This is a genomic window from Paenibacillus sp. FSL R5-0810, from assembly GCF_038002285.1.
In the GTDB taxonomy this organism is placed as follows: domain Bacteria; phylum Bacillota; class Bacilli; order Paenibacillales; family Paenibacillaceae; genus Paenibacillus_AQ; species Paenibacillus_AQ lactis.
The window spans coordinates 2,913,274-2,936,983 of sequence record NZ_JBBOCF010000001.1; the positions used below are offsets into that span (position 1 = coordinate 2,913,274).

The 23,710-nt window shown below is 52.5% G+C and carries 21 protein-coding genes; 8 read left to right on the forward strand and 13 right to left on the reverse strand.

Features of this window, described 5'->3' with window-relative positions; translation table 11 throughout:
* Positions 1 to 308: 308 nt before the first annotated feature.
* Positions 309 to 911 carry a 30S ribosomal protein S4 gene (rpsD, locus tag MKX76_RS13235; protein WP_007129623.1) on the forward strand — a complete coding sequence of 201 codons (603 nt, stop codon included), beginning with the start codon at positions 309 to 311 and terminating at the stop codon, positions 909 to 911.
* 41 nt (positions 912 to 952) lie between these two features.
* Here rpsD and MKX76_RS13240 read toward each other — a convergent pair whose 3' ends face one another.
* Positions 953 to 1,303, reverse strand: coding sequence for a hypothetical protein (locus MKX76_RS13240; protein WP_341033929.1), 351 nt, complete (start codon positions 1,301 to 1,303; stop codon positions 953 to 955).
* Positions 1,304 to 1,420: 117 nt separating this feature from the next.
* On the opposite strand from MKX76_RS13240, the gene MKX76_RS13245 reads away from it, so the two are divergent.
* Entirely contained in the window at positions 1,421 to 4,495 is a 3,075-nt protein-coding gene (locus MKX76_RS13245; protein WP_210095531.1) for a penicillin-binding protein 1A, read from the forward strand.
* Between the two features lie 345 nt (positions 4,496 to 4,840).
* On the opposite strand, the gene acsA is transcribed toward MKX76_RS13245, so the two are convergent.
* Positions 4,841 to 6,565 (reverse strand): acetate--CoA ligase, encoded by a 1,725-nt coding sequence (gene acsA / locus MKX76_RS13250; RefSeq protein WP_028405213.1) that lies wholly within the window; start codon positions 6,563 to 6,565, stop codon positions 4,841 to 4,843.
* Positions 6,566 to 6,860: 295 nt separating this feature from the next.
* On the opposite strand from acsA, the gene MKX76_RS13255 reads away from it, so the two are divergent.
* Positions 6,861 to 7,493: a GNAT family N-acetyltransferase gene (locus tag MKX76_RS13255; protein WP_007129620.1), complete on the forward strand. Its 633-nt coding sequence runs from the start codon at positions 6,861 to 6,863 to the stop codon at positions 7,491 to 7,493.
* A gap of 110 nt (positions 7,494 to 7,603) precedes the next feature.
* Here MKX76_RS13255 and MKX76_RS13260 read toward each other — a convergent pair whose 3' ends face one another.
* The 4 genes from MKX76_RS13260 to MKX76_RS13280 form a co-directional block, all read right to left on the reverse strand.
* A complete protein-coding gene (locus MKX76_RS13260; RefSeq protein WP_007129619.1) occupies positions 7,604 to 8,305 on the reverse strand; it encodes a 5'-methylthioadenosine/adenosylhomocysteine nucleosidase in 702 nt (233 codons plus the stop codon).
* 117 nt (positions 8,306 to 8,422) lie between these two features.
* Complete coding sequence (ccpA, locus tag MKX76_RS13265; RefSeq protein WP_007129617.1) at positions 8,423 to 9,433, reverse strand: catabolite control protein A; 1,011 nt, start codon at positions 9,431 to 9,433, stop codon at positions 8,423 to 8,425.
* Positions 9,434 to 9,603: 170 nt separating this feature from the next.
* Positions 9,604 to 9,684: a monothiol bacilliredoxin BrxC family protein gene (locus tag MKX76_RS13270; protein WP_232239316.1), complete on the reverse strand. Its 81-nt coding sequence runs from the start codon at positions 9,682 to 9,684 to the stop codon at positions 9,604 to 9,606.
* A gap of 292 nt (positions 9,685 to 9,976) precedes the next feature.
* The gene (locus tag MKX76_RS13280; protein WP_244152689.1) at positions 9,977 to 10,414 is read right to left on the reverse strand and encodes a hypothetical protein; all 438 of its coding nucleotides are present in this window, start codon (positions 10,412 to 10,414) and stop codon (positions 9,977 to 9,979) included.
* 297 nt (positions 10,415 to 10,711) lie between these two features.
* Between MKX76_RS13280 and MKX76_RS13285 the strand changes: the two genes are divergently transcribed.
* Positions 10,712 to 11,242 carry a type 1 glutamine amidotransferase domain-containing protein gene (locus tag MKX76_RS13285; RefSeq protein ID WP_341033932.1) on the forward strand — a complete coding sequence of 177 codons (531 nt, stop codon included), beginning with the start codon at positions 10,712 to 10,714 and terminating at the stop codon, positions 11,240 to 11,242.
* Between the two features lie 255 nt (positions 11,243 to 11,497).
* On the opposite strand, the gene ptsP is transcribed toward MKX76_RS13285, so the two are convergent.
* The 4 genes from ptsP to aroA form a co-directional block, all read right to left on the reverse strand.
* Positions 11,498 to 13,261: a phosphoenolpyruvate--protein phosphotransferase gene (gene ptsP / locus MKX76_RS13290; RefSeq protein ID WP_007129614.1), complete on the reverse strand. Its 1,764-nt coding sequence runs from the start codon at positions 13,259 to 13,261 to the stop codon at positions 11,498 to 11,500.
* The gene (locus MKX76_RS13295; RefSeq protein WP_007129613.1) at positions 13,258 to 15,141 is read right to left on the reverse strand and encodes a glucose PTS transporter subunit IIA; all 1,884 of its coding nucleotides are present in this window, start codon (positions 15,139 to 15,141) and stop codon (positions 13,258 to 13,260) included. The genes ptsP and MKX76_RS13295 overlap by 4 nt, the downstream gene beginning before the upstream one ends.
* Positions 15,142 to 15,339: 198 nt before the next feature.
* Positions 15,340 to 15,762, reverse strand: a complete 423-nt coding sequence (locus MKX76_RS13300; RefSeq protein WP_007129612.1) for a CoA-binding protein — start codon at positions 15,760 to 15,762, stop codon at positions 15,340 to 15,342.
* 48 nt (positions 15,763 to 15,810) lie between these two features.
* Complete coding sequence (aroA, locus tag MKX76_RS13305; RefSeq protein WP_341033934.1) at positions 15,811 to 17,103, reverse strand: 3-phosphoshikimate 1-carboxyvinyltransferase; 1,293 nt, start codon at positions 17,101 to 17,103, stop codon at positions 15,811 to 15,813.
* Positions 17,104 to 17,279: 176 nt separating this feature from the next.
* Between aroA and MKX76_RS13310 the strand changes: the two genes are divergently transcribed.
* Positions 17,280 to 17,585, forward strand: a complete 306-nt coding sequence (locus MKX76_RS13310) for a rhodanese-like domain-containing protein (RefSeq protein WP_007129610.1) — start codon at positions 17,280 to 17,282, stop codon at positions 17,583 to 17,585.
* A gap of 124 nt (positions 17,586 to 17,709) precedes the next feature.
* On the opposite strand, the gene MKX76_RS13315 is transcribed toward MKX76_RS13310, so the two are convergent.
* Positions 17,710 to 18,222, reverse strand: coding sequence for a shikimate kinase (locus MKX76_RS13315; RefSeq protein WP_028405209.1), 513 nt, complete (start codon positions 18,220 to 18,222; stop codon positions 17,710 to 17,712).
* Between the two features lie 222 nt (positions 18,223 to 18,444).
* Here MKX76_RS13315 and MKX76_RS13320 point away from each other — a divergent pair, with 222 nt between their 5' ends.
* On the forward strand, positions 18,445 to 18,807 hold the full coding sequence (locus MKX76_RS13320) for a hypothetical protein (protein WP_007129608.1): 363 nt from the start codon (positions 18,445 to 18,447) through the stop codon (positions 18,805 to 18,807).
* A gap of 42 nt (positions 18,808 to 18,849) precedes the next feature.
* Here MKX76_RS13320 and gndA read toward each other — a convergent pair whose 3' ends face one another.
* Both gndA and MKX76_RS13330 read right to left on the reverse strand, forming a co-directional pair.
* Positions 18,850 to 20,259 (reverse strand): NADP-dependent phosphogluconate dehydrogenase, encoded by a 1,410-nt coding sequence (gene gndA, locus MKX76_RS13325; protein WP_028405207.1) that lies wholly within the window; start codon positions 20,257 to 20,259, stop codon positions 18,850 to 18,852.
* A gap of 223 nt (positions 20,260 to 20,482) precedes the next feature.
* Entirely contained in the window at positions 20,483 to 21,079 is a 597-nt protein-coding gene (locus tag MKX76_RS13330; protein WP_007129606.1) for a hypothetical protein, read from the reverse strand.
* 267 nt (positions 21,080 to 21,346) lie between these two features.
* Between MKX76_RS13330 and MKX76_RS13335 the strand changes: the two genes are divergently transcribed.
* Together MKX76_RS13335 and MKX76_RS13340 are read left to right on the forward strand one after the other, a co-directional pair.
* A complete protein-coding gene (locus tag MKX76_RS13335; protein WP_341033935.1) occupies positions 21,347 to 21,976 on the forward strand; it encodes a YktB family protein in 630 nt (209 codons plus the stop codon).
* A gap of 163 nt (positions 21,977 to 22,139) precedes the next feature.
* On the forward strand, positions 22,140 to 23,615 hold the full coding sequence (locus MKX76_RS13340) for an aminotransferase class I/II-fold pyridoxal phosphate-dependent enzyme (protein WP_040738464.1): 1,476 nt from the start codon (positions 22,140 to 22,142) through the stop codon (positions 23,613 to 23,615).
* The last annotated feature ends 95 nt before the right edge of the window (positions 23,616 to 23,710 follow it).

The following is a 23,710-nucleotide window of genomic DNA, read 5'->3' on the forward strand; positions in this document are numbered from 1 at the left end:
TGCATTCATCGCAATATTTTTAGGTCCATGGTCCTATCGACAAAATTAGACAAACTCCTTTCAACCTTTTCGATAGGTTAAGCTTGACTTTAAGTCATTACTTCATATAATATTTATTGTTGAGTAAGAATGCAATGCATTCGATGAATTTGGGCGGAAACGTTGTGTCACCCTCACGTTATTTGTTACTGTCGGGACAGCGGCTGAACTTTCCTGGCAGATCTTCCGGGCTTAACTGGTTAGAGCAAACAAATACGGCGCAAATAGAGCCCTAATGAAATTTATTTAAAAAAGGAGTCTATATAACAATGGCACGTTACACCGGTCCTAAATTTAAATTGAGCCGCCGTCTGGGAATCTCCCTGAGCGGTACAGGTAAAGAATTAGCAAAACGCCCTTTCCCTCCTGGACAACATGGTCCTAACCAACGGAGAAAAGTCAGCAACTACGGCATGCAGCTTCAAGAAAAGCAAAAGCTGCGCCACATGTACGGCTTGGGCGAGAAGCAATTCCGCACCCTGTTCGATAAAGCAACCAGCATGAAAGGGATCGCGGGTGAGAACTTCATGTTCCTGCTTGAAAGCCGTTTGGACAACCTCGTGTATCGTCTTGGCTTCAGCAATTCCCGTGCAGGTGCCCGTCAGCTCGTTGCTCACGGTCATGTAACTGTAAACGGCAAGAAAGTTGATATCGCCTCTTACTCCGTAAGCATTGGCGATGTAATCGGTCTTCGTGAAAGAAGCCGCAACCTTACTTCCGTTAAAGAAGCACTGGCTAACCGCGTACATTTGCCTGCTTACCTTGAGTTCGACGAAACTGCATTGGAAGGGAAATATATCCGTCTTCCAGAGCGTTCCGAGCTTTCCCAAGATATCGACGAGAAGCAAATCGTCGAATTCTACAACCGCTAAGATTCTGCGGAGCCCAAGAAACCTGAAAGCCATAGCGGCCTTCAGGTTTCTTTTTTGTTGCCGGCTTTCCCATTCATTACCTCAATATGCAGCGTCGAAGCTGCCGCCACCCACGATCCTCTCGAGCCTTCCCCTGCCCTCCCCGTCCCTGCTGGTTTCGAATCCATCCTTGATTCCAATTCATGCTTGTTTCCAATCCACTTGTTTCGCGTCCATGCTTGTTCCCCGCCCCTCTCCGTCCGTATTTTGAGCCAGGAGCTGTCGATTGGCGGTTCATGCGGCCTGAGTCGACTGCTCGCGTTAACCGTTTTCCCCGTCTGTTTGCTCCGCGATCGGCCGCTAGCAGCGCCTCCTTGAAGCCTCCTTGGTGTGGTAATAAATGCATCCAGCATTTAAGCATTCCAAAATAAATCATTCTTCTTTAAAAAAGGACATTCTATAAAGGACAAATGATTCAAACCCTTCGATTTATGCTATAATAGGTGCGTTAAAAAGGAGGAGTATCATTCATGGTTGAGGAGAAAAAACAGGGTTCCGGAAAACAGAAAAAACCGCGAAAACGTTCCTTTCTGCGGGTTTTCGGATCTGTCATCGGATGGCTTTTTATTATAGGCCTGACAGGTGTGTTGTTCGCCGGAGGAGCCGTTGCGGGCTATGTCACCTCGATCGTTAAGGATGAGCCTGTAAGGTCGCGGGCACTCATCGAGAAGACGATGAACGATAATGCCATTACCGGGTTTGCCTACTTCCGTGACGGCTCGCCGATCGGGCAGCTCAGGACGGAAGAAGACAGACGACCTGTCGAATTTGAAGAAATTCCCCAAATCGTTAAAGATGCCGTCATATCCATAGAAGACAACCGTTTTTATACACATAAGGGTGTTGACATAAAAGGCACTGCGCGCGCAGTTAAAGAACGTTTGCTGAACGAGCCGGTCCAGACCGGGGGAAGCACGCTGACCCAACAGCTTGCAAGACTGACCTTCCTCAGCCGTGACCGCACGGATAACCGGAAGGTGAAGGAAATGCTGCTGGCGATGCGTATGGAGCGGTTTCTAAGCAAGGATCAGATTTTGACCGCCTATTTGAACAAGGTGCCTTACGGCAACGGTTCAAGCGGTTACCAGGTGTTCGGTATCAAAGCTGCCGCTAAAGGGATATTCAACATCAACAAGCTGGAGGACCTGAATATCGCCCAGGCTGCTTATCTTGCCGGCCTGCCGCAGCTTCCATCCTCCTACTCTGCCTTTAACGGGAAGGGCGAATTTGATGAAAAGGCCTTCAAACGGGCGATAGATCGCCAGCATCGGGTGCTGGACAGCATGCTCAAGGAAGGCAAAATTACGCAGGCGGAATATCGCGAAGCGCTGGACTTCGATATTAAGGGAGCGCTGGCACCGCGGACGCAGAAGGCTTATGTGACTTATCCGTATCTCATGATGGAAGTGGAACGCCAGGCATCCGATATTTTGGCACAGCTGGAACTCGAGGGTTCTGCCAATGACCGCAAAGAGAAAAAAGATGAGGAAACACCGGATTTGCTGACCGGCGGGTATCGAGTATATACAACGATTGACCGCACGGTATACCGCACGATGCGCGCCATTGCGGAAGATGACAGCAACTTCTTCCCGGACAGCGAGAAGGGCGTGGAGCAAACGGGCGCGATGATGATCGACAACAAAACCGGAGCCATCCTCGGCATGATCGAAGGGCGTGATTTCAACATCGAGCAGATGAACCACGCCACCCAGATGAAACGACAGCCGGGCTCGGCCATGAAGCCGATCGCCGCTTATTTGCCGGCGCTTGAATCCGGAGCGATTCAGCCGGCCAGCGTTGTGGATGACTCACCCATCATTTTGAAAGATTACTCGAAAGTGTATCATATACCGAAGAACGCATACACCGGCTACAGAGGCCTGATGACGGCCCGGCAAGCGCTGAACGATTCCACCAACACGGTCGCGTTGAAACTGTTCAACAACACCGTCGGTATCGACAATGCCTGGGCATTCTCCAAAAAGCTCGGCATCACCACGCTGGAGGAGAAGGATTACTCCGCAGCGACGGGCGTACTGGGCGGCCTTAGTCGGGGCGTAACCGTCGAAGAGCTGACGAATGCATACAGCTCCATCGGCAATAAAGGAAGATTCAACGATGCTTTTATGATCGAGAAGATCGTCGATTCCAAAGGGAATATCGTCTACAAGCACGAAGTGAAGCCGGAGCAAGTGTTCTCCGAGCAAACAGCCTATCTCATGACCGACATGATGCGTACCGTCATTACGAACGGTACCGGAAGCAAGGTCCGGGATACGTATAAGAAATTCAATGAAATTCCGATTGTCGGCAAAACCGGCTCTACGCAGAACTACGGTGATGTCTGGTTCATGGGCTATTCGCCTGACATCACGCTGGGCGTCTGGGTCGGCTACAAGGAGCAAAAGCATGTGCTCGTCGGAGATCAGCGGAAGCATGCCCAGAGCATCTGGGCGAAAATTATGAATGAGGTCACCGACGTTAAGCCTGAGCTGTTCCCGACGAAGAGCTTTGAGAAGCCGGAGGGTATCATCTCCAAGACCGTATCCGCGTACAGCGGGAAAGTGCCTACGGCGCTAACCGACCGATTCGTTACGGATATTTTCAACGCCAAATATGTACCGACCGAGCCGGACGATGGCATTGCCAAGGCTAAATACATTACCTATCGCGGCGTGAATTACATTCCGCAGGAAGCAACTCCGCTCGATATGCTCAAAGAGCAGATCGTCGTTAAACGGGAGAAGCCGATCGATGAGCTGATCCAAGAGCTCGAGAATGCGCTGAAGGTGATGAAGGGAGAACGCAGACCGCTGGAATACTATCTTCCGCAAGACGCCAAGAAAGGCATGCCGACCAAGATCGATCCGAGAAAAGATGACGGAAGGGCGCCTACGCCGCCGAAAAACGTTCATTACAACATCGGCAGCGGAGCGATCAGCTTCAGCGCGAGCGGCTCGCCGGACGTCGTAGGCTATCGCCTCTATAAATCGGTCAACGGCAGCCCGTTCACCCATCAAGGCCAGGTTGTTCTGGCCGATGGCAATTACGTCTTCTCCGGCCTGGGATCCGACGGCCTGTTTGCCTCGTATTACGTAGTGGCGGTGGATGTGGCCGGCAATGCTTCCGAGCCTAGCACGATCGTAGGTACCGGCGCACCGGGCTTTACCACCTCGGAAGAGGCGGATCCGGAGGAAGACCTCGGCACGGATGAAGGGCTAACCGAAGAGGTTCCGGAGGATGACCTGGGCTCCGAAGGCGTTACTGCTCCTCCGGCAGCTCCCGGGCAGCCAACGATAACCGCTACGCCGGATGGCTTCACGGCCAAATGGAGCGGCAATGCGCCGGAGGAAGAGGTCATCGCCTATAACATTTACTACAGTCCGAACAGTGACGGGAACTATCAAGTTCTCGGCACAAGCAAAAGCACCGACTATTATTACGTAGGCGGGCCGATGAGCGGTACGTTTCGAGTGACTGCCGTGAATTCGGCCGGGGAATCAGCACCTTCGCCAACCGTCTATTTCGAGAAAACCGAATAAAGACATCAACGAAGCCGCTTCTTTCGAAAGAACCGCATCCTTCCGGGTGCGCTTTCGTTAGAAGCGTTTTTTTTATGCTGTGCACGGTGTCATGATGACTGCTCCACGATGCTCAGCGTCTCGCTTGGACGACAAGCCTAGACGTGTTACTGCAGACAGCGGACCACATTTCAATTCATTTGCCTCGGGGCGCCTCCTTTTTTTCATGCAATCACCTCCCCGTTCCCACGTTCAGGACGCGATAATTCGGCATCCATTGTCCGATTCACGTGTTCACATCAAAAAAAGCTGACTCCCACTGTAGGATCAGTGGCAAGTCAGCCTGTTGTGCACTAGGTTATGATATTAATCCTCGATGGTGGACAAATCCCCGGTCGGCAGATCCAGCTCCCAGGCTTTCAATACCCGGCGCATAATTTTGCCTGACCGTGTCTTCGGCAGCTTATCCTTAAACTCAATCTCGCGCGGAGCGGCATGAGCGGACAGTCCCTCTTTTACAAAACGGTAGATTTCATCCTTAAGCTCCTGGGAAGGCGTATATCCTTCGCGCAGGGAGATAAACGCTTTAATGATTTCGCCGCGGGTTACGTCCGGCTTCCCGATGACGCCCGCCTCCGCTACGGCCGGATGCTCAACCAGCTTGCTCTCGACCTCGAACGGCCCGATGCGCTCGCCGGAAGAATTGATAACATCATCGATTCGGCCTTGGAACCAGAAGTAGCCTTCTTCGTCCATATACGCCGTATCGCCGGAGATATACCAGCCCGGAATGCGGAAGTATTCTTCATACTTGGCAGGGTTGTTCCAGACCTTTCTCATCATGGACGGCCAAGGCGTCTTGATGGCCAGATTGCCCATCGTATATGGAGCAACCTCGTTCCCCTGATCATCCAGAATCGCGGCTGTAATGCCTGGAAGCGGACGCCCCATGGATCCCGGCTTGATCGCCATGCTCGGATAGTTGCAGATCAGCTGCCCGCCGGTCTCGGTCATCCACCATGTATCGTGTATCCGCTGCTTGTAAGCTTTATAGCCCCACCGTACCACCTCAGGGTTCAGCGGCTCTCCTACGGACAATACGTGCCGCAGATGGCTCAGGTCGAATTGGTCGATGAGATCCGAGCCTGCTCCCATGAGCATCCGGAAGGCGGTCGGGGCGCTGTACCACACCGTCACCTTGTTCTTCTCCAGCGTGCCGTACCAGTCCTGCGGACTGAACCGGCCGCCGCGGATCACATTCGTAACGCCGTGCAGCCACGGTGCAAAAATGCCGTACGAGGTACCTGTTACCCAGCCCGGGTCAGCCGTACACCAGTATATATCGTCTTCTCTCAGATCCAGAACGACCTTGCCGGTATAATAATGCTGAATCATGGCATTCTGCACATGATAGACGCCTTTTGGTTTCCCCGTCGAGCCCGAAGTATAATGCATGATCAATCCGTCTTCCCGCTCCAGCCACTCGAGCTCGAGCTCACTGGACGCGGATTCCATCTCCCGGAAATAAGAGATCAGCTGCGGATCCTCTTCCTCCAGATCCCCAACCACGAAGATATGCTTCAGCTCAGGCAGTTCGTCACGCTTGACGCGCGGCAGAAGGGCAGGCGTCGTGACCAAGGCTACGGCACCGCTGTCCTCCAGCCGGTCCTTCACCGCCGTCTCCATAAAGGCTTCGAACAATGGCCCTACTACGGCGCCGACCTTGAGAATTCCCAGCAGACTCGCGTAGAGCTCCGGGCTCCGCGGCATGAAAATAAAGACTCTGTCGCCTTTTCCGATCCCGTACTTACGAAGTACATTGCCAAATTTGTCGGACTGCTCTTTCATCTCGGAATAGGTAATCGCTTCGTCTCTTGTCGCATCGCTGTACAAAAGCGCGATCTTATCCCCTTTTCCCTCCGCTACATGACGGTCGATGGCTTCATAAGCCATGTTGACTTTCCCCGTCTCGTACCATGTAAAATGTCTCTCGATCGTATCCCATGAAAACTCGGAACGTGCTTCCTCGTAGCTCTTCATATTGGAATGCGAGACTTCACTTGGTAAAATTTCGCTATGCGTCTGATTCATCATAACATCCTCCTCATTCTCAAATCAGTCTCGTCCTGGTGGACAGCGCTTTCAAATTGAATTGAATGAAACATTGGAAGTTGCACATTGCGCTTGCGGCGGGTCGTCACGTTGCCTCCGATTATCGAGCAATTAACCCTAGGGATTCGTTAAGCCAACTCCTGTTGTCAATGTTATAATTGTGAAGGTTTTATGTCGAAGTGATTATATCATATGTTATGTTTTCCTGTCATTGCTTTTCATTTTTTTATTTTTTTGCTATAAGTAGGGTATGGAAATGAAAGGAGCGTAACGGATGGAACACTGCAAGCTTTACCAGTCTCATGTTTTGTTTCCTGAAGACCGCCGCCTGATCATCGAAGGACCTGTACCTCCCGAGCAGTTATCCAAGCTTACGATGCACCCTGATCTAAAGGCGTTTCGCCGTCCTGCGGAGCAGCATGAGGCATTGGTGGAAATTGCAGGCCTCCCCGAGGGCAGAATTATTATCACGCGGGACCGCGATAGGATTGTAGGATATGTAACCTTCCATTACCCCGATGAGCAAGAACGGTGGTCTGAAGGGAAGATGGAAGATTTAATTGAGCTGGGGGCGATCGAAGTCGCTAGTGACTATCGCTCGATGGGCCTCGGCCAGCAGATGATCAAAACCGCATTCGAGGAAGACCAGATGGAGCGGTATATCGTATTTACGACCGAATATTACTGGCATTGGGATCTTAAGGGGAGCGGCTTGAACGTATGGGACTACCGCAAAATGATGGAACGGCTGATGAAGGTAGTGGATATGGAATGGTACGCGACCGACGATCCGGAAATATGCTCCCATCCTGCCAACTGTCTTATGGTAAGGATCGGCCGACAAGTCCCGCTGTCATCGCAGGAGCAGTTCGACCGCATTCGCTTCAGGCAGCGCTTTATGTACTAAGAAACCAATATATCCCCGGGGGCTTACCCTCGGGGATATTGATTCTGCGGGCAGGTCCGCTGCGTTCATCCTAGCCTAAGCCTAAGGGATCTGACGCCTCTTGAGGCCTCTTAAAGCCTCGTCAGCATATGATTTACAATCTCGTGGGAGCGCTTGGAAGCTTTCACCGTAAACTCCGGGAAATTGACGTGGGCCGAGCCGTCCGCTTTGTCCGACATCGATCTAATGACAACATACGGCACCGCATTCATGTGGCATACTTGAGCTACGGCAGAGCCCTCCATTTCCGCACACGCCCCGTTCAGCTCGCTGTACAGCATCTGCACGGTATCCCGGCTTGCGATAAACTGGTCGCCGGACAGGACTTTGCCGACGATATAATGCCCGTCCGCCAGCTCCTTGCACGCTTCCTCGGCAAGCGTTATCAGCGCTTGATCCGCCGGGAAATCGGACACCTCCTGGTAAGGGATGACCCCTTTCGCAAAACCGAGCGGCGTCACATCCATATCATGCTGCATGCATGAGGACGAAATGACGATATCGCCTATGTTAAGCTCCGGGTGGAGGGCACCGGCAACACCGGTAAACACAATCTTCGACACGCCAAAGGCATCGATTAAGATTTGGGTTGTAACCGCAGCGTTCACCTTGCCGACGCCGCTCTTGCATACGACCACCTGCTTGCCGTGAATGGTCCCGGCGGCATAGGAAACGCCTGCTTTCACCGTTGTATCCTTATTCTCCAGCTGCTGCAGCAGCAATTCGATTTCTTCGTCCATGGCCCCGATCAGACCGATTACCTGTGTTGACATTCCTGTACCCCTCCGCAAATGATATTCGAAAATGCTTTCAGCAGAAAAAAGCCCCTTGATTTCAGGAGCTTTTTTTCAAATTTATGGATGCCTCGATCCGATGCATCCATTTCAAGCCTACTCGTTTACATGGCTTACCGACAGACGCAGAATCGTCTCGTGCGGCAAAATCACGCGTGGATTCTCCACATTTTCCTTTTTCATCAGTTTGGTCAGCAGCCGCATCGCCACCGCACCAAGATCATACATCGGTTGAGCCACGGTTGTCAGCTGAGGACGAACCATGGAGGCCATACGGATATTGTCCACGCTGATGATCGAGAAATCATCCGGAACCTTGTAGCCTTCATCCTGGATGCTGTGGATGGCGCCGATCGCCATCTCATCGGTAGCCGCAAAAATAGCCGTCGGCTTCTTCTTCAGCCCGAGGAAATATTTCATCGCTTCAACGCCGGATTCATAGCGATAGTTGCCAATACGGACCAAATCCTCTTGATATTCGATACCGGCAGCTTCCAGCGCCTTCTTGTATCCCTGGAAGCGGGCATAGCCGTTCGCTGGATCCTGAAGGGTGCCGCTGATCATCGCGATCTCACGATGTCCGTGCCGGATCAAGGTGTTCACCGCATCAAATGCAGCCTGCTCATGGTCGATATCTACCGACGGATAGGAGCCCTTCTCATCGCTGGTGGCACACAGGACAATCGGAACAGCGGAGGTCTGGAACGCCTGGATATGCTCGTCCGTCACGGTTCCGCCCATGAACAGGAGCCCGTCCACTTGCTTCTCGAGCAAGGTGTTAATGACGCGGATCTCCTTCTCCTTCCGCTTATCGGCATTACACAAGATGATATTATAGTGGTACATATTCGCAATATCCTCGATACCGCGGGCAATTTCCGCAAAGATCGAGTTCGAAATATCAGGGATTACAACGCCTACGGTTGTCGTCTTCTTGCTCGCCAGACCTCTGGCTACCGCATTCGGACGATATCCCAAACGTTCAATCGCTTCGTAAACTTTCTTCCGGGTCTGAGGCTTTACGTTCGGGTTATTGTTAACAACCCGGGATACCGTCGCCATGGAAACGCCTGCTTCGCGCGCAACATCGTAAATGGTTACCGTCAAATTCCTTCTCTCCATTGCCAATAGATTTTCATTCGTTCAATACCAATTGAATTTATGATACGACAAATTACTGCTTCATGCAATGACACGGCAATTCATGCCGTTTCAATCGGGTGGTCAGCGCTTCAGTCGTAATATGGGAATGGATGTATGCCAGACTGGCGCTCCTTCTACACAAGTATAACTTGAACTTGAGGCGATTCATGTCGGATGCCAAGATCCTCTGCTGCCTGGTACGATACCGGACGGATCGCGGGTGGCCTAAGTCAAATCATAGCCAGCTTGCCCGCTGGGACGCTAAAGCAAGACTGCCTTCGCTTCCCGTAGATTCACGCACACAATTGGGCATCCGGTACTATGCTTGAACAATAGCACGGGTCTTCTATCCGTAGAATCAAGCGCGGCGCGTAATTGTTTAATAGTAGTCATTTTCGACAACGACGCCGTAGGATATACATTCCCTATCATTGTATTGAAGTTCCTACCCTCTATCCTAACAAAAAGTGCGTGAAAAATCCAACAACCACGAAAATTTTCTGAAAATTATCTGGCGAAATAGCCTGAATTTTCAGGAATCAGCGTTTTCAAAGCGCTAAGTTGCTCCAAACGTCCCTCGATTTGCTTCATCCACTCCTCATCCTTCATTCCTTGCGCACAGCAAAACAGGTCCAGCAGCATATTGATCCTTTCGTCAAAAGCCTCCCTGCAGCGTGCTTGCAGCTCTTGGTCCTCTTCATCCACCGTTGATTCATCCACGTATGTACGGAACACCTCCCGCAGAACGTAAGCCGCTTCATTAACGTCCGCGAACGAAACCCTTAGTCTCTCGGCGCCATGGCCCAGTGATGCAATATATCGAAGCAGATGCGGTTTAATCAGTGGAAGCAGCTCATACTTCTTGCAGGCCTGGCAGGAGTATACTGGTACATGGCATATTCGGATCCTTTTTTCATGAATCAGCTTTCGCAGTTCCAACCTCATCGATTGTCCGCAGTTACAGGTTTTGAACAAATCGCCCACCCCAAATCTAACAACATAATCTTTTTCAAACTCTATTGTCACAAATCTGTCACCTAAATTAGTTCTATTCGACTATCATACCAGAGATTCCTTCAAAAATGTGATAATGCTTTATTTACCAAATATGTATCCGATTTCTTAATTGGTGTGCGGACGTGACGGTTTCCATGAAACCTCAGCCGATCTTTGTTACAATGATGAAGAGATCGCAGCCTGTGCTGAAGTCAAGAGGTGCACACGGGAAAGGAGCTTATAACGATGACAAGACTATCAGGAAAAAAAGTCATTGCGCTTGTGGATGAAGAATTCGAGGATCTGGAATTATGGTACCCGGTATACCGGGTTCGTGAGGAAGGGGCCGAGGTCCATCTTGCCGGTGCCGAAAAAGGAAAAACGTATATCGGCAAATATGGCGTGCCTGCCACAGCCGAATACGGTTTCGATGAGCTGGACAGCAGCTATTACGACGGAATCCTCGTACCGGGCGGATGGGCGCCGGACAAGCTGCGCCGTTATGGCAAAGTGCTCCAGCTGGTTCAGGAAATGCATGCGGCCAAGAAACCGATCGGCCAGATCTGCCATGCGGGCTGGGTCCTCATTTCTGCCAAAATATTAAACGGCGTCACCGTCACGTCCACGCCGGGGATCCGGGATGATATGGAGAACGCCGGCGCGATCTGGAAGGATGAAGCGGTCGTGACTGACGGCCACATCATATCCGCCCGCCGCCCGCCGGATTTGCCGCCATACGGCAAGGCCTTTTGCGATGCGCTCGCCGAACGCGGGTAAGCTTCGTCCATCTCTAAACACTAAAGCCGCCTGTTTCGAATGCGATTCCTTCTTGAAAATCGCATGAAACAGGCGGCTTTTGATTATTATAGCCACGATATACTCGTTTTGATCGGATATGCTCTAATGACTCCATTTGCTGCTTCTATATCCCGGACTACGCTCCCTATGTCCTAAGGTTTCCGTATGTCCGTTATAGCTTGTCCTTCGAAAAAAGAGTCGCACGATAGAGCCGGACAACGTGCAGGGAAGCTCCTATGAAGCCGAACTGTCGGTGCCGCTGCCTCCGCTTGCAAAGCTGCATCGCTCGGCAAATGCATTCAGCCGTTCCTCCACAGCCGTATTGGTCCGCAGCTTGAAGCAGGCAGCCGCCTCCTTCTTCGCCTCCGCCGCATTGGTATTCAGAATACGGTGCTTCACGCGCAGCAGCGATTGCGGCGACATGCTGAGGTCTTTAACGCCCAGCTCAAGCCAGATTGGGATCGCCCGCTCATCTCCGGCAAGCTCCCCGCATACGCTGACCGGAATCCCCGCCTGATGCGCCGCTTCAACCGTCGTCCGGAGCATGCGCAAGACAGCCGGATGAAAGGGATGGTACATATGGGCGATCTGCTCGTTCATCCGGTCCACGGCCAACACATATTGAACCAAATCATTCGTGCCGATGCTGAAGAAGTCCGCTTCCTCCGCCAACAGATCCGCAATGGCCACCGCTGCCGGCACTTCGATCATGATGCCTACTTTGATATTCGGATCATAAGCGATGCCACGGCGGTCAAGATCCGCCATCGCTTGATGGAGAATCCCGTTGGCCTGCCGGATCTCTTCGACCGACGAAATCATCGGATACATGATTTTGACATTGCCGAAGGCGCTGGCCCGAAGAATCGCAGCCAGCTGGGTTTGAAACAGCTCCGTGCGATCCAGGCAGATCCGGATGGCGCGGTAGCCCAGGAACGGATTATCCTCCTCCGGCAGCGAGAAATAATCAAGCTGCTTGTCACCGCCGATATCAAAGGTGCGAATGACGACGGAGGACTGCCCGGCCTTCTCCACAACATGACGGTAGACCTCGAACTGCTCCTCCTCCGTCGGGAAGCTGTGGCGGTCCATATACAGAAATTCCGTCCGGAACAAGCCCACTCCTTTAGCCCCGTTCTGCAGAGCGATATCAAGCTCCTTCACCGAGCTCATGTTGGCAGCCAGGTTAAAGAATGTCCCGTCTTTGGTGACGGCATCCACCGTGGCCAGCAGCTGGAGCTGCTCTTTACGCTTCCGCTGCTCGTCGCGAATGCCTTCATAACGCTCCAAAGTCAGCGGATCCGGTTCAAGGTAAAGATGCCCTGCATCCCCATCCACAATAAGCAGCTCACCGGTCTGGATCGGCTTCTCCAGCTTGTTCTCGATGCCGGATACCATCGGGATGCCGAGGGCACGGGCCATAATTGCAGAATGGGAGGTTTTGCCCCCGTTCAAGGTGACAATCCCGAGAACATGGGACGGATTGAGATGAACCAGCTGGGACGGCGAGAGCTCCTTGGCAACCAGGATATAAGGCTGCGTGTCGGAAGGCAGCTTAACCTCCGGCGCACCGAGCAGATGCTTCAACAGCCGGTTGCCTACATCCTTGATGTCCAGCGCCCGTTCCTTCATGTATTCGTCGTCAAGCAAATCGAACATGGAGACAAAATGGTCAATCGCCTCTTTAACCGCCACTTCGGCCGCCTTGTACTGACGTTCGATGATCCCTTGGATTTCGTTCATGAACACCGGATCGTCCAGGATGGCCAGATGCGCGTCAAAAATTTGCGACTCCTCGTGCCCCACCATTTCTTTGAATTCATTCTTGATGTATTCGATTTCGTTCTTGGAGGTTCGTATGCCTTCATATAGACGCTCGAACTCTTTGGCCAAATCGACGGCGTCCAATTCGGAATCCGGAAGATCCAGCTCCCAATGCGGCAATACGAAAGCCTTTCCGATCGCTACGCCTGTTGCTGCGCCAATGCCTTGTATCATGTTTCTCTACCCCCAGCGTTACTCTCATTTAATACGACGGACATGACGGATGACTGTCCTTTCTTGACCGATTTGAACGGAGCATAGCTCCAGGATCTGACCTTATCCGGATTCGTGATCACCATCGGCGTAGCCAGCGATGCGGCGTGGGCCTTCAGATACGCCAGGTCGAATTTGACCAGCAGCTGGCCGGGCTCGACCGTATCCCCTTCGCTGACGACAGCCGTAAACGGCCCCTTCAGCTGGGAGGTATCGATGCCGATATGGATCAACACCTCAAGACCATCCGGGGTGGAAATCCCGATGGCATGCATCGTCGGATACACATGCATCACCGTACCGTATACCGGAGAGACGAGCTCCCCCTTCTCGGGTATAAATGCCACCCCGTTGCCAACCAGCTTGGCGGCGAAAATATCGTCCGGCACTTCGTCAATCGGCAGCATGCGTCCTTGTACCGGAGCGCTGAACAGCACCCGCGGCAGATCCTGCTGCATCAGCTTGTTAATTTCCTCGCGGATCAGCTCGGAGTAGGTCCCGAACACCACTTGCACATTGCCCCCGCCAAGCTTGATAATGCCTGCCGAGCCAAGCAGCTTGAGCGCGTCGGAATCGATCTGGCGGTCATTATACACGGTCAATCTTAACCGGGTCATGCAGGACTGAACCTGTACAATATTGTCCTTGCCCCCCAGCGCTTCCAGAATGAGCGGCGCCTGATACGGAATATCTCCGGCCCGTCCTTCCAGAGCCGAGCCTTCCTCGCGCCCCGGCGTCGGAATTTCGAAGGTCCGAATCGCCCAGCGGAACAGAAAATAATAGACCAGCCCGTATACGATGCCGATCGGTATGATCATCCAGGCATTCTGTGACAGGTGGTAGTTGAGCACATAGTCGATGAAGCCTGCCGAATATGAAAAGCCGTGATGGATATCAAACATGTACGTAAGCACCATGGCGAAGCCCGCCATCAGTGCGTGCAGCACATACAGATAAGGAGAGGCGAATAAAAACGCGAACTCGATCTGCTCCGATACCCCGGTCAAAAAACAGACGAGGGCCGAACGCATAAACGTTTTCTTTACCTTCGGCTTTAAATCCTCGCGCGCCTCCTGGATGATTGCAAATGCGATAGCCGGCAGCGCAAACATCATGATCGGAAACAGTCCGGCCATGAAATCGCCTGCCGTCGGATCGCCGGCGAAGAACCGCGGCAGATCCCCCTGAACAATCGTGCCGTCACTGGTCTCGTACGTTCCAAGCTGGAACCAATATACATTATTCAGCAAATGGTGCAGGCCGAATGCCGTAAGCACCCGGTACAGGATGCCGTACAGGAACAAACCGAAAGCGCCCATATGCACCGTCAGCTCGTAGAAGGAGTCCAGACCGCGCTGCACGATCGGAGCCATCCCCAGCATGAACCATGCGAACACGGCGGAGAACAGCCCCATGAACAACAGCACGAAGCGGGATCCTCCGAAGAATTGGATCGCCTCAGGCAATTTAATATGCTTGAAGCGGTTATAGACATATCCGGATAGCACACCAAAAATGATCCCGATCAAGGTGGAGGGCTGAACGCCTCCATCCCCCAGACGGGAAATCACCTGATCATATATAAACATGCCGGCCAGAGCCGCAAGACCTGCAGGCCCTCCCTGGTTCGAGAGCCCCCAGGCAACCCCGATGGCAAATAAATACGGCATATAATAAAACACGCCGTGTCCCGCCGCTTGGGCAATCTCGCCCAAAGTTCCGAAGCCCCAGGCCGCCCACGGCAGACTGCCCACGCTAAGCAGGAGAGCTGCGGCCGGAAGCGCCATTGTAGGGAGCATAACGGCTCTGCCCAGCTGCTGCAACGATCCCAACCAATTCAAGGCGAGCCCTCCTTTCTATCCTTGATGGTAAGCGTTCCACCTCTTTTTGTCAAAAAGAAAACCGCACCCCCACACGAAAAAGCAAGTCCTGCTTGATCGAACCAAAAACAATCAGGATTCGCGATTGTGCCGCATCCTTGACTGCCGGTTACTCTCTCGCAAGACTTGCCCTTCTTCCATCCACTCGAAATAAAAAAATTATTTGCCGCGCAGGGCGATCGAATCCTCTACCTTAATGCAGCGGTCCATGACCGCGATCATGCCGTTCTCCTCGGCGATCGCTGCCGCCTCCTCGCTGATGATGCCCTGCTGCAGCCAGAGCACTTTGGCGCCGATCTCTGCAGCTTCCCGTGCCACGTCGGCGCAATATTCGCTCCGCCGGAATACATTCACGATCGTTACAGGCTCCGGTATGTCCTTCAAGGAAGGATAGCATTTCTCCCCAAGAATTTCGTCTGCTCCGGGATTTACCGGAATGATCCGGTACCCCCGGCTTTGCATAGCCGCAGCTACCATATGGGAAGTGCGGTCCGGGCGGTCGGACAGGCCGACTACGGCGATGTTGCCTGCATTTTTCAAGATATCCGCAATTTGCTCGCGGCTCGGATTTTCAAATGCCATGGGATGGTTACCACCTTTCGGAGTTTTTCGAATGGCTCTTTGCTACCCTTATTTTACCCATTCCACATCGGCCCCAAGCGCCTTCAGATGATCGAAATACTGCGGGTAGGATTTGGCGACATGATGCGCGTCCCGAATTCGCAGCGGCTGCTTGGAGCGAAGCCCCACCACCGTCAAAGCCATAATTACGCGGTGATCATAGTGGGCATTAATTTCGACACCGCCCTCGACGCCTTCCGGACGGCCGTGAACGATAATCTCAGCTTGACGTTCTTCCACATTAGCGCCTGCCTTTCGCAGCTCCGTCAAATAATCCGTAATTCGGTCACATTCCTTGTACCGAAGATTCTCAACATTGTAAAAACGGGAGGTGCCTTCAGCAAACACGGCGGCCGCCACCATCGCCAGCACCGCGTCCGTCGCCGTGTCCCCGTCAAATTCCAGTGCTTTGAGCCGCCCGTTCCCTTGGACGCGCACATTGCCGTTCTCGTGCGTAAGAGGAACCTGCATCATGCGGAGCACGTCGATAATCGCGCGCTCCCCTTGCTTGCTGTCCTCCGCGAGGTTGCGGATCGTTACATCCGATTCCGTTACTGCTGCTGCGGCAAGGACTGCGGCGGAACCCGGATAGTCGCCTTGAACCGTGTAGACCTGCGCTTTGTAGGACTGGCCGCCCGGAACCCGGAAGAACATGTAGTCCTCGTCCGCATGGATCATAATCCCGGCCTGCTCCAGCACTTCCAGCGTCTGACCGACAACCACCTTCGACTTCAGATCCCCGGTCACCGTAATCTCGCTGTCCTCGGCAAGCAGCGGCGTCAGGAACAGCAGTGCGCTCAAATACTGCGAGCTGACCTCGCCGGAGACGGTAATGCGTCCGCCCTTCGGGCTGCCTCCGCGTATCGTGATCGGCAGCTTCCCGTCATTATGCTCCACCTGTACGCCCAATTGCCCGAGCGCATCGATCAAGTCATCATGCGGACGCTTCCCTAGCGATTCCGGATATGTGTTTACAAATGTAACCTCTTCGGACAAAGCCGCTACGCCCATTAAGAAACGCAGCACCGCTCCGGCATTCCCTACATTCAATTCCTTCACGTTTCGCGGCGATTTGCCGAAGCCGGTAATGACCGCCTTCTCATCGTCCTCCTCGAGGACGGCTCCAAGATCTTGGATGCAGCGTCTCATCGCATCGCTGTCCTCGCTGTGAGCCGGATAATAAACCGTGCTCGTTCCTTCGGCCAGCGCGGCTGCAAGCAGGTAGCGCGTCGTGTAGTTTTTGGACGACAACGCCCCGATCTCGCCTTGTAGTTTGGGAGTAGGCCTTACAATGATATCCATAATATGTATCTCTCCTTGTATATAGTATAGCGCTTGTACGCTGTTTTCCAAATGATCCTAAGGCAGTCGATTGACAGAGAAATCGCCGCTTGGTTATCATTGTTCATATCACTTTTAAATTTTCCGGCGGCCCGATTGTTCGGGACGTTATCATTTTGCAGAAAAGAGGTCAACTGATGAAACCGATTCCCCAGATGGAAACTTCTGAGCTTAGACGCCGTCTTCACAACGGCGAGCAAGTGTACATGATCGATGTCCGGGAAGACGAGGAAGTGGCAGCCGGCATGATCAACGGCGCCAAGCATATCCCGATGGGCGAAATCCCCGCCAGGCTCGATGAGATCCCTCGAAATGAAGAGGTCGTCATTATATGCCGCAGCGGCGGACGCAGCCAGCATGTGTGCGAATTTCTGAGCCATCAAGGAATTCATAATGTGATCAACCTGAAAGGCGGCATGCTTCAGTGGCATGAAGAGGAGTAGCCGCTCATTGTCTGCAGGAAGGCGGGGGAAGCTACAGTTTCCCCCGCCTTGTTGTCTCTCCCGCTAGAACACTTCACATTTTCCCTGGAACAGGCTCTTTATCATCCGACCAGCACTGATCATCTTAGCCGCGGTAATGCATTAAAATCTCAGCCGCGACTTCATCCGCCGTCAGCCCTGCGGTATCCACCATCAGATCGGCAAAACGATATTTATCGGCTCTTTCCATTAGGATGCTCTGCACTCGCTCCTCTACATTGCCCGCAAGCAGCGGCCGGTTGGCATCGCCCCGGACCCGTTCCACAATCGTATCGGCATCCGCCGTCAATGCGACGACCCAGCCTCCCCGCTTCATCGCCTCGCAATTCTCGGGACGGAGCACCGCTCCCCCTCCGGTAGCGATGATCTGGCTCGTCCGATGCAGCACCTCGCGAAGCGCCGCCGTCTCGATATCCCGGAAGCAGCCCTCTCCGTCCGCTGCGAATATATCCGGAATGCTTTTACCGGCCATTCTCTCAATCTCGGCATCAAGATCGACCAGCGAATAGTTCAGATGATCGGCGACGAGACGCCCTACGGTTGACTTCCCCGTTCCCATCATCCCGATCAGGATGATGTTCCCGCTCCTTGTATTCAATGCTACACCCCATTTGCTGCTTCACTGTAAAGTTGTTCATATCATACCATAGCCCGAAAACTTTCGACAATGGATCTGGCTTACTGGCTTCTTGCTTACTGAACAATACGCCGCTTTAGTAAGGTAAACTGATAGATCTAACAGAAAGTCTAGTTTGGACATCCGGATCATATACTGAAATGGAAGAATACAAGAATGAAAGAAAGGAGGAACCGCGTCCATATGTCCGATCACCGTTCCTCGATCGCCTCGGCGCCCTTGCGTATCCGCCGGATCCTCGATCCCTCCTATCCTCTATGCAGAGAGGATGTGGTTTGGGTGCTGCATTTTGTACAAAAAAAAGTGGCTTCGAAGGATCCAGCCCTACTGGATCTTTCAAAGCCACGATTGCTGCAAAACTTCTACAGCTATTGCGAAGCCGCACTGCTTCTGTTTGGAAGCGGAAGCCATGTCCACGCCCAAAGCGGCGACATTCGCACTTGCCTGCTGGAGGCCATGCACGGACTTTCGGAGCTGCAGGAGGCGTTAGCCCCCTCTCCGGTCCGCAAACCTCAGCTTCTCCCTCCGGCGGAGGAGGGGAATTGACCTCCTCCTGGTGAGACGACAAGCTCATCTTGCCATGGACAATTACTCCATCCAGTTGTAGTGGAACGTTCCTTCCTTGTCTACACGCTTGAACGTATGCGCCCCGAAGTAATCGCGCTGAGCCTGAAGCAGGTTCGCCGGAAGGTTCGCCGTACGGTAGCTGTCGTAGTAAGCCAGCGCACTGGAGAAGCCAGGAACAGGAATACCGAGCGATACCGCGGATGCCACGACTTTACGCCATGCATCTTGGTACGATTCGATAATTTCTTTGAAGAACGGATCGAGCAGAAGGTTCTTCAGCTCCGGATTGTTCTCATAAGCGTCCGTGATGTTCTGCAGGAAGCGGGAGCGGATAATGCAGCCGCCGCGCCAGATTTTAGCAAGATTGCCGTACTGCAGATTCCAGCCGTACTCATCGGATGCAACGCGGAGCTGAGCGAAGCCTTGCGCGTAAGATACGATTTTGCTTGCGAACAGCGCTTTGCGGACATTTTCGATAAATTCCGCTTTGTCGCCGTCGAATGGAGCGGTTTTCGGACCATTCAAAATTTTGCTTGCCGCAACGCGCTCGTCCTTCATCGCGGAAAGGAAGCGGGAGAATACGGATTCCGTGATCATAGAGAGCGGCACGCCAAGATCCAGGGAGCTTTGGCTTGTCCATTTGCCCGTGCCTTTTTGTCCGGCTGTATCCAGGATGACATCCACCATCGGCTTGCCGGTTTCTTCGTCGTATTTGGAGAAAATGTCGGCGGTAATCTCGATCAGATAGCTGTCGAGCTCGCCTTTATTCCATTCCGTGAAGATTTCATGAAGATCCTTCGCATTCAGGCCAAGTACGTCTTTCAGCAATTGGTATGCTTCACAGATCAGCTGCATATCTCCATACTCAATGCCGTTGTGAACCATCTTCACATAATGTCCGGCACCGTCAGGACCGATATATGTACAGCAAGGTTCATCGTTCACTTTAGCGGAAATGGCCGTCAGGATCGGCTCAACCAGCTTGTATGCACTTTCTTGTCCGCCAGGCATGATCGATGGACCTTTCAGGGCGCCTTCTTCGCCGCCGGATACCCCAGCACCGATGAAGTTAAAGCCTTTCTCGGCCAATTCCTTGCTGCGGCGCTGCGTGTCCGGGAAGTAGGCGTTACCGCCGTCGATAATGATATCGCCTTTGTCCAAGTGCGGGATCAGCTGCTCGATGGTAGCATCCGTAGCTTGTCCGGCTTGAACCATAATCAGAATTTTGCGGGGCTTCTCAAGGGAATCCACGAATTCCTCGATCGAATAGGTGCCTTTAACCTGCTTGCCGACGGTTTCCTTCAGCATGTCCTCCGTTTTTTGCGGAGAGCGGTTATATACAGAAACGGTAAAACCTTTGCTTTCGATGTTCAAGGCCAGGTTTTTACCCATGACAGCAAGGCCGATGACACCGATTTGTTGTTTTGACATCTGGTTCTCCATCCTTTACTCCAGTATATTTTATAAGCAACCCAATCCCTATCGGGATGATTACATTATTCTCATTTTAACGTTTTTCTGTGGAGAAGTGAACCCCTGTAACAAAAACGTCGATCGCCGGCTTCAAGGGGATCACCTGCGAACGCGCGCGAAAACACCCCTTTTGACTCGGAGTGTTGTTCGTGCTTTTGGCATGGAACTATGAAAATGGGACTTACCACTCAAGCCTCATCAGCTCTAAGGCAAGCTCCTTCAATCTCTGCTTGCAGCTCATGATCTTCTCCTTGTCGCCCGCTTGCATCGCTTCATACAGCTTCTCCAGCTCATCATCGGTCTCCAGCCTGCACAGCAGCAGTCTTCGTTCCCCTTCGTCCGATTCGAATAATCGCATCATTTCCTGCTCTGTCATCGGCGTCCCCTTCTGGAACAGGACGCGCTGGCGATAGCCCGTAATCTCCACAAGGCGGATAACTTCGCCGAACAGTATATTTTCGATTAAAATTTGCCGGTCCTTGAAGCGTTTGACGACAGCGTGCCCTCGGGTATTCTCGATCAGCTTCTCCATCCATTCCGCCAGCCTCGGATCCCGGATCATGTAATCGCCGACCAGTTTAAACCCGCTGCCTGTGCGCTGAAACCGAAGCTTTACCAGCTTGCGTCCTGTCCGGATTGATATGATAAACTGCGACTCATTCTCGCTCCAATACAGTGAGTATCCTTCTTGGATCAGTTCCTTGATCAGGTCCTGGATATGCCGGCGATCAAACCGGAGCTCCAGGTTGCAATACTCCACTTCCTCGCTCTTATTCACGGCACTCCCTCCTCCGGTTTACTACCGATCACAAAACGACGGTGAAGATTCCCCCTCTTGCACAGCTTTTTGACGTTGTCTTATCTATATCTTATACTCCATCTTATGTAACGGTAACTTGGTTTATTGACTATTTTTCCCCAGATGAAATTACAGTGAAGCTTATGCCCATCATGCGGGAAGTACGCGTGAGCTATGGTATAATAAGGTATTGGAAAGAGCTAGTATAGGTCATATGAAGATACTTAACAGGAGGATTTCACATAGATGACAACAGCGTTCACAGGATTTAACGATCAAGATTTCGACGTATTCTCCGTCCCTGGGCTCGAAGCTCGAATGGAAGCGCTCATCGAGCACGTTCGGCCAAAGCTGGAGTTGATCGGAGCGGAGCTGGCCCCCCTTGTTTCCGCTCTCGCAGGCGAGGACATGTTCGTTCATGTTGCGAAGCATGCCAGACGCAAGGTTAACCCTCCGATCGATACATGGGTCGCCTGGGCTGCCAATAAGCGCGGCTACAAAGCGCTCCCTCATTTTGAAGTGGGTCTTTTCGGCACACATCTGTTTGTTATTTTTGCGATCATTTACGAAAGCCCGAACAAAGCCGTGTTCGCAGCCAACCTTGAAGCGAAGCTGAAGAAGACGATCAAAGCGCTGCCGGGTCATTTCTATTGGTCTATGGACCATATGAACCCCGAGGGAACGCCCCATCAAGCGATGAGCCAAGGCGACTTCGAGAAGCTTATTCATAAGCTGAAGGAGGTCAAGAAGGCTGAAGTGATGTGCGGACTTCGCATCCCGCGCGAGGAAGCGGTCAAGCTGAGCGGGGACAAGCTGCTGGAGAAGGTCCAGGAGACCTTCGAGACGCTTCTGCCGCTTTACAAAATGTCGTTTTGATCGCAGGATCATCATTTGAAAGGGCTGCTTGAGCAGCTCTTTTTTTCGTGCTTGAAAATTTCTTGCATTCCCCCCCCATTTTGCTATACTCAATTTTGCTTATATAAAAGCAGTAACCGACAAATATTAACCATACACATAAGGAAAGGTTGTGACAGCGTCAATGGACCATAGCCGTACACCGCTCTTCACCGCACTCAAGGAACACGCGGCCAAAAACCCTGTTCAATTTCACATTCCGGGGCATAAGAAGGGCTTAGGCACCGATGCCGAGTTTCGAGAGTTTATAGGGGATAACGCCCTTTCCATAGATCTGATCAACATTGCGCCGCTGGACGATCTGCATCAGCCTACCGGCGTGATCGAAGAGGCCCAGAAGCTGGCCGCCGACGCCTTTGGCGCGGACCATACGTTTTTCAGCGTACAAGGGACAAGCGGGGCGATCATGACCATGATCATGTCCGTGTGTGCCCCGGGGGATAAAATTATCGTTCCCCGCAACGTGCATAAATCCGTTTTGTCCGCCATTATTTTCACCGGGGCCAAGCCCGTATTCGTATCCCCGGCTCAGGACCCCAACGTCGGGATCGACCACGGGATTACGATCAGCTCGGTGCGCAAAGCACTGAAGCGCCATCCGGACGCCAAAGCCGTCTTAGTCATCAACCCGACCTATTTCGGCGTCAGCGCCAATCTGAAGGAAATTGTCGATCTTGCCCACAGCTATAACGTGCCCGTTCTAGTTGACGAAGCGCATGGCGTGCTGATCCATTTCCATGAGGAGCTGCCGATGTCCGCTATGGAAGCGGGCGCCGACATGGCTGCGACCAGCGTCCATAAGCTCGGCGGCTCCATGACGCAAAGCTCGGTGCTGAACGTAAACACGAAGAACGGCTATATTAATCCGTATCGGGTGCAGACCATCATCAGCATGCTGACGACGACCTCGACCTCCTATATCCTGCTTGCATCGCTGGATACGTCACGCCGCAATTTGGCGCTGCACGGGAAGGAAATGGCTGCGAGAACGATCGAGCTCGCACAGTATGCCCGTCGTCAGATCAACGAGATTGAAGGGCTATATTGCTTCGGGGATGAAATTCTGGGCAGCGAGGCGACTTACTCCTATGACCCGACCAAGCTGACGATCCATGTCCGCCATCTGGGCATTACCGGGTACGAGACCGAGAACTGGCTCCGCGATCATTATAATATCGAAGTAGAGCTCAGCGATATGTACAACATCCTGTGCCTCATTACCCCGGGGGATAACCGGGATACGATCGATACGCTGCTGACCGCTCTGCGCGAGCTGTCCAACGAATATATTCATGTGAATGAAATCAATGAGCTTGTTGTGAAGACACCGGAGATTCCGCAGCTGTCGCTTATCCCGCGCGATGCCTTCTACGGGGATACCGAGATCATTCCATTTAAAGAATCGGCCGGACGGATCATCGCCGAATTTATTTATGTCTATCCGCCGGGAATCCCGATCCTGCTGCCGGGTGAAGTTATTTCCCAGGAAAACATCGACTACATTATCGATCACGTCGAGGTCGGACTCCCGGTGAAAGGCCCTGAGGACCGCAGCATTCAGAATGTTAAGGTTATTGTAGAAGCCGATCCGATCTTCTAATGAAACTTATTTTACGCAAGTCTAACCCGGAGCAGGTTTGCTCCGGGTTTTTGGTTTTGCGATGGTCGATCAGGGACCATAGTCTCTCCTTTTTG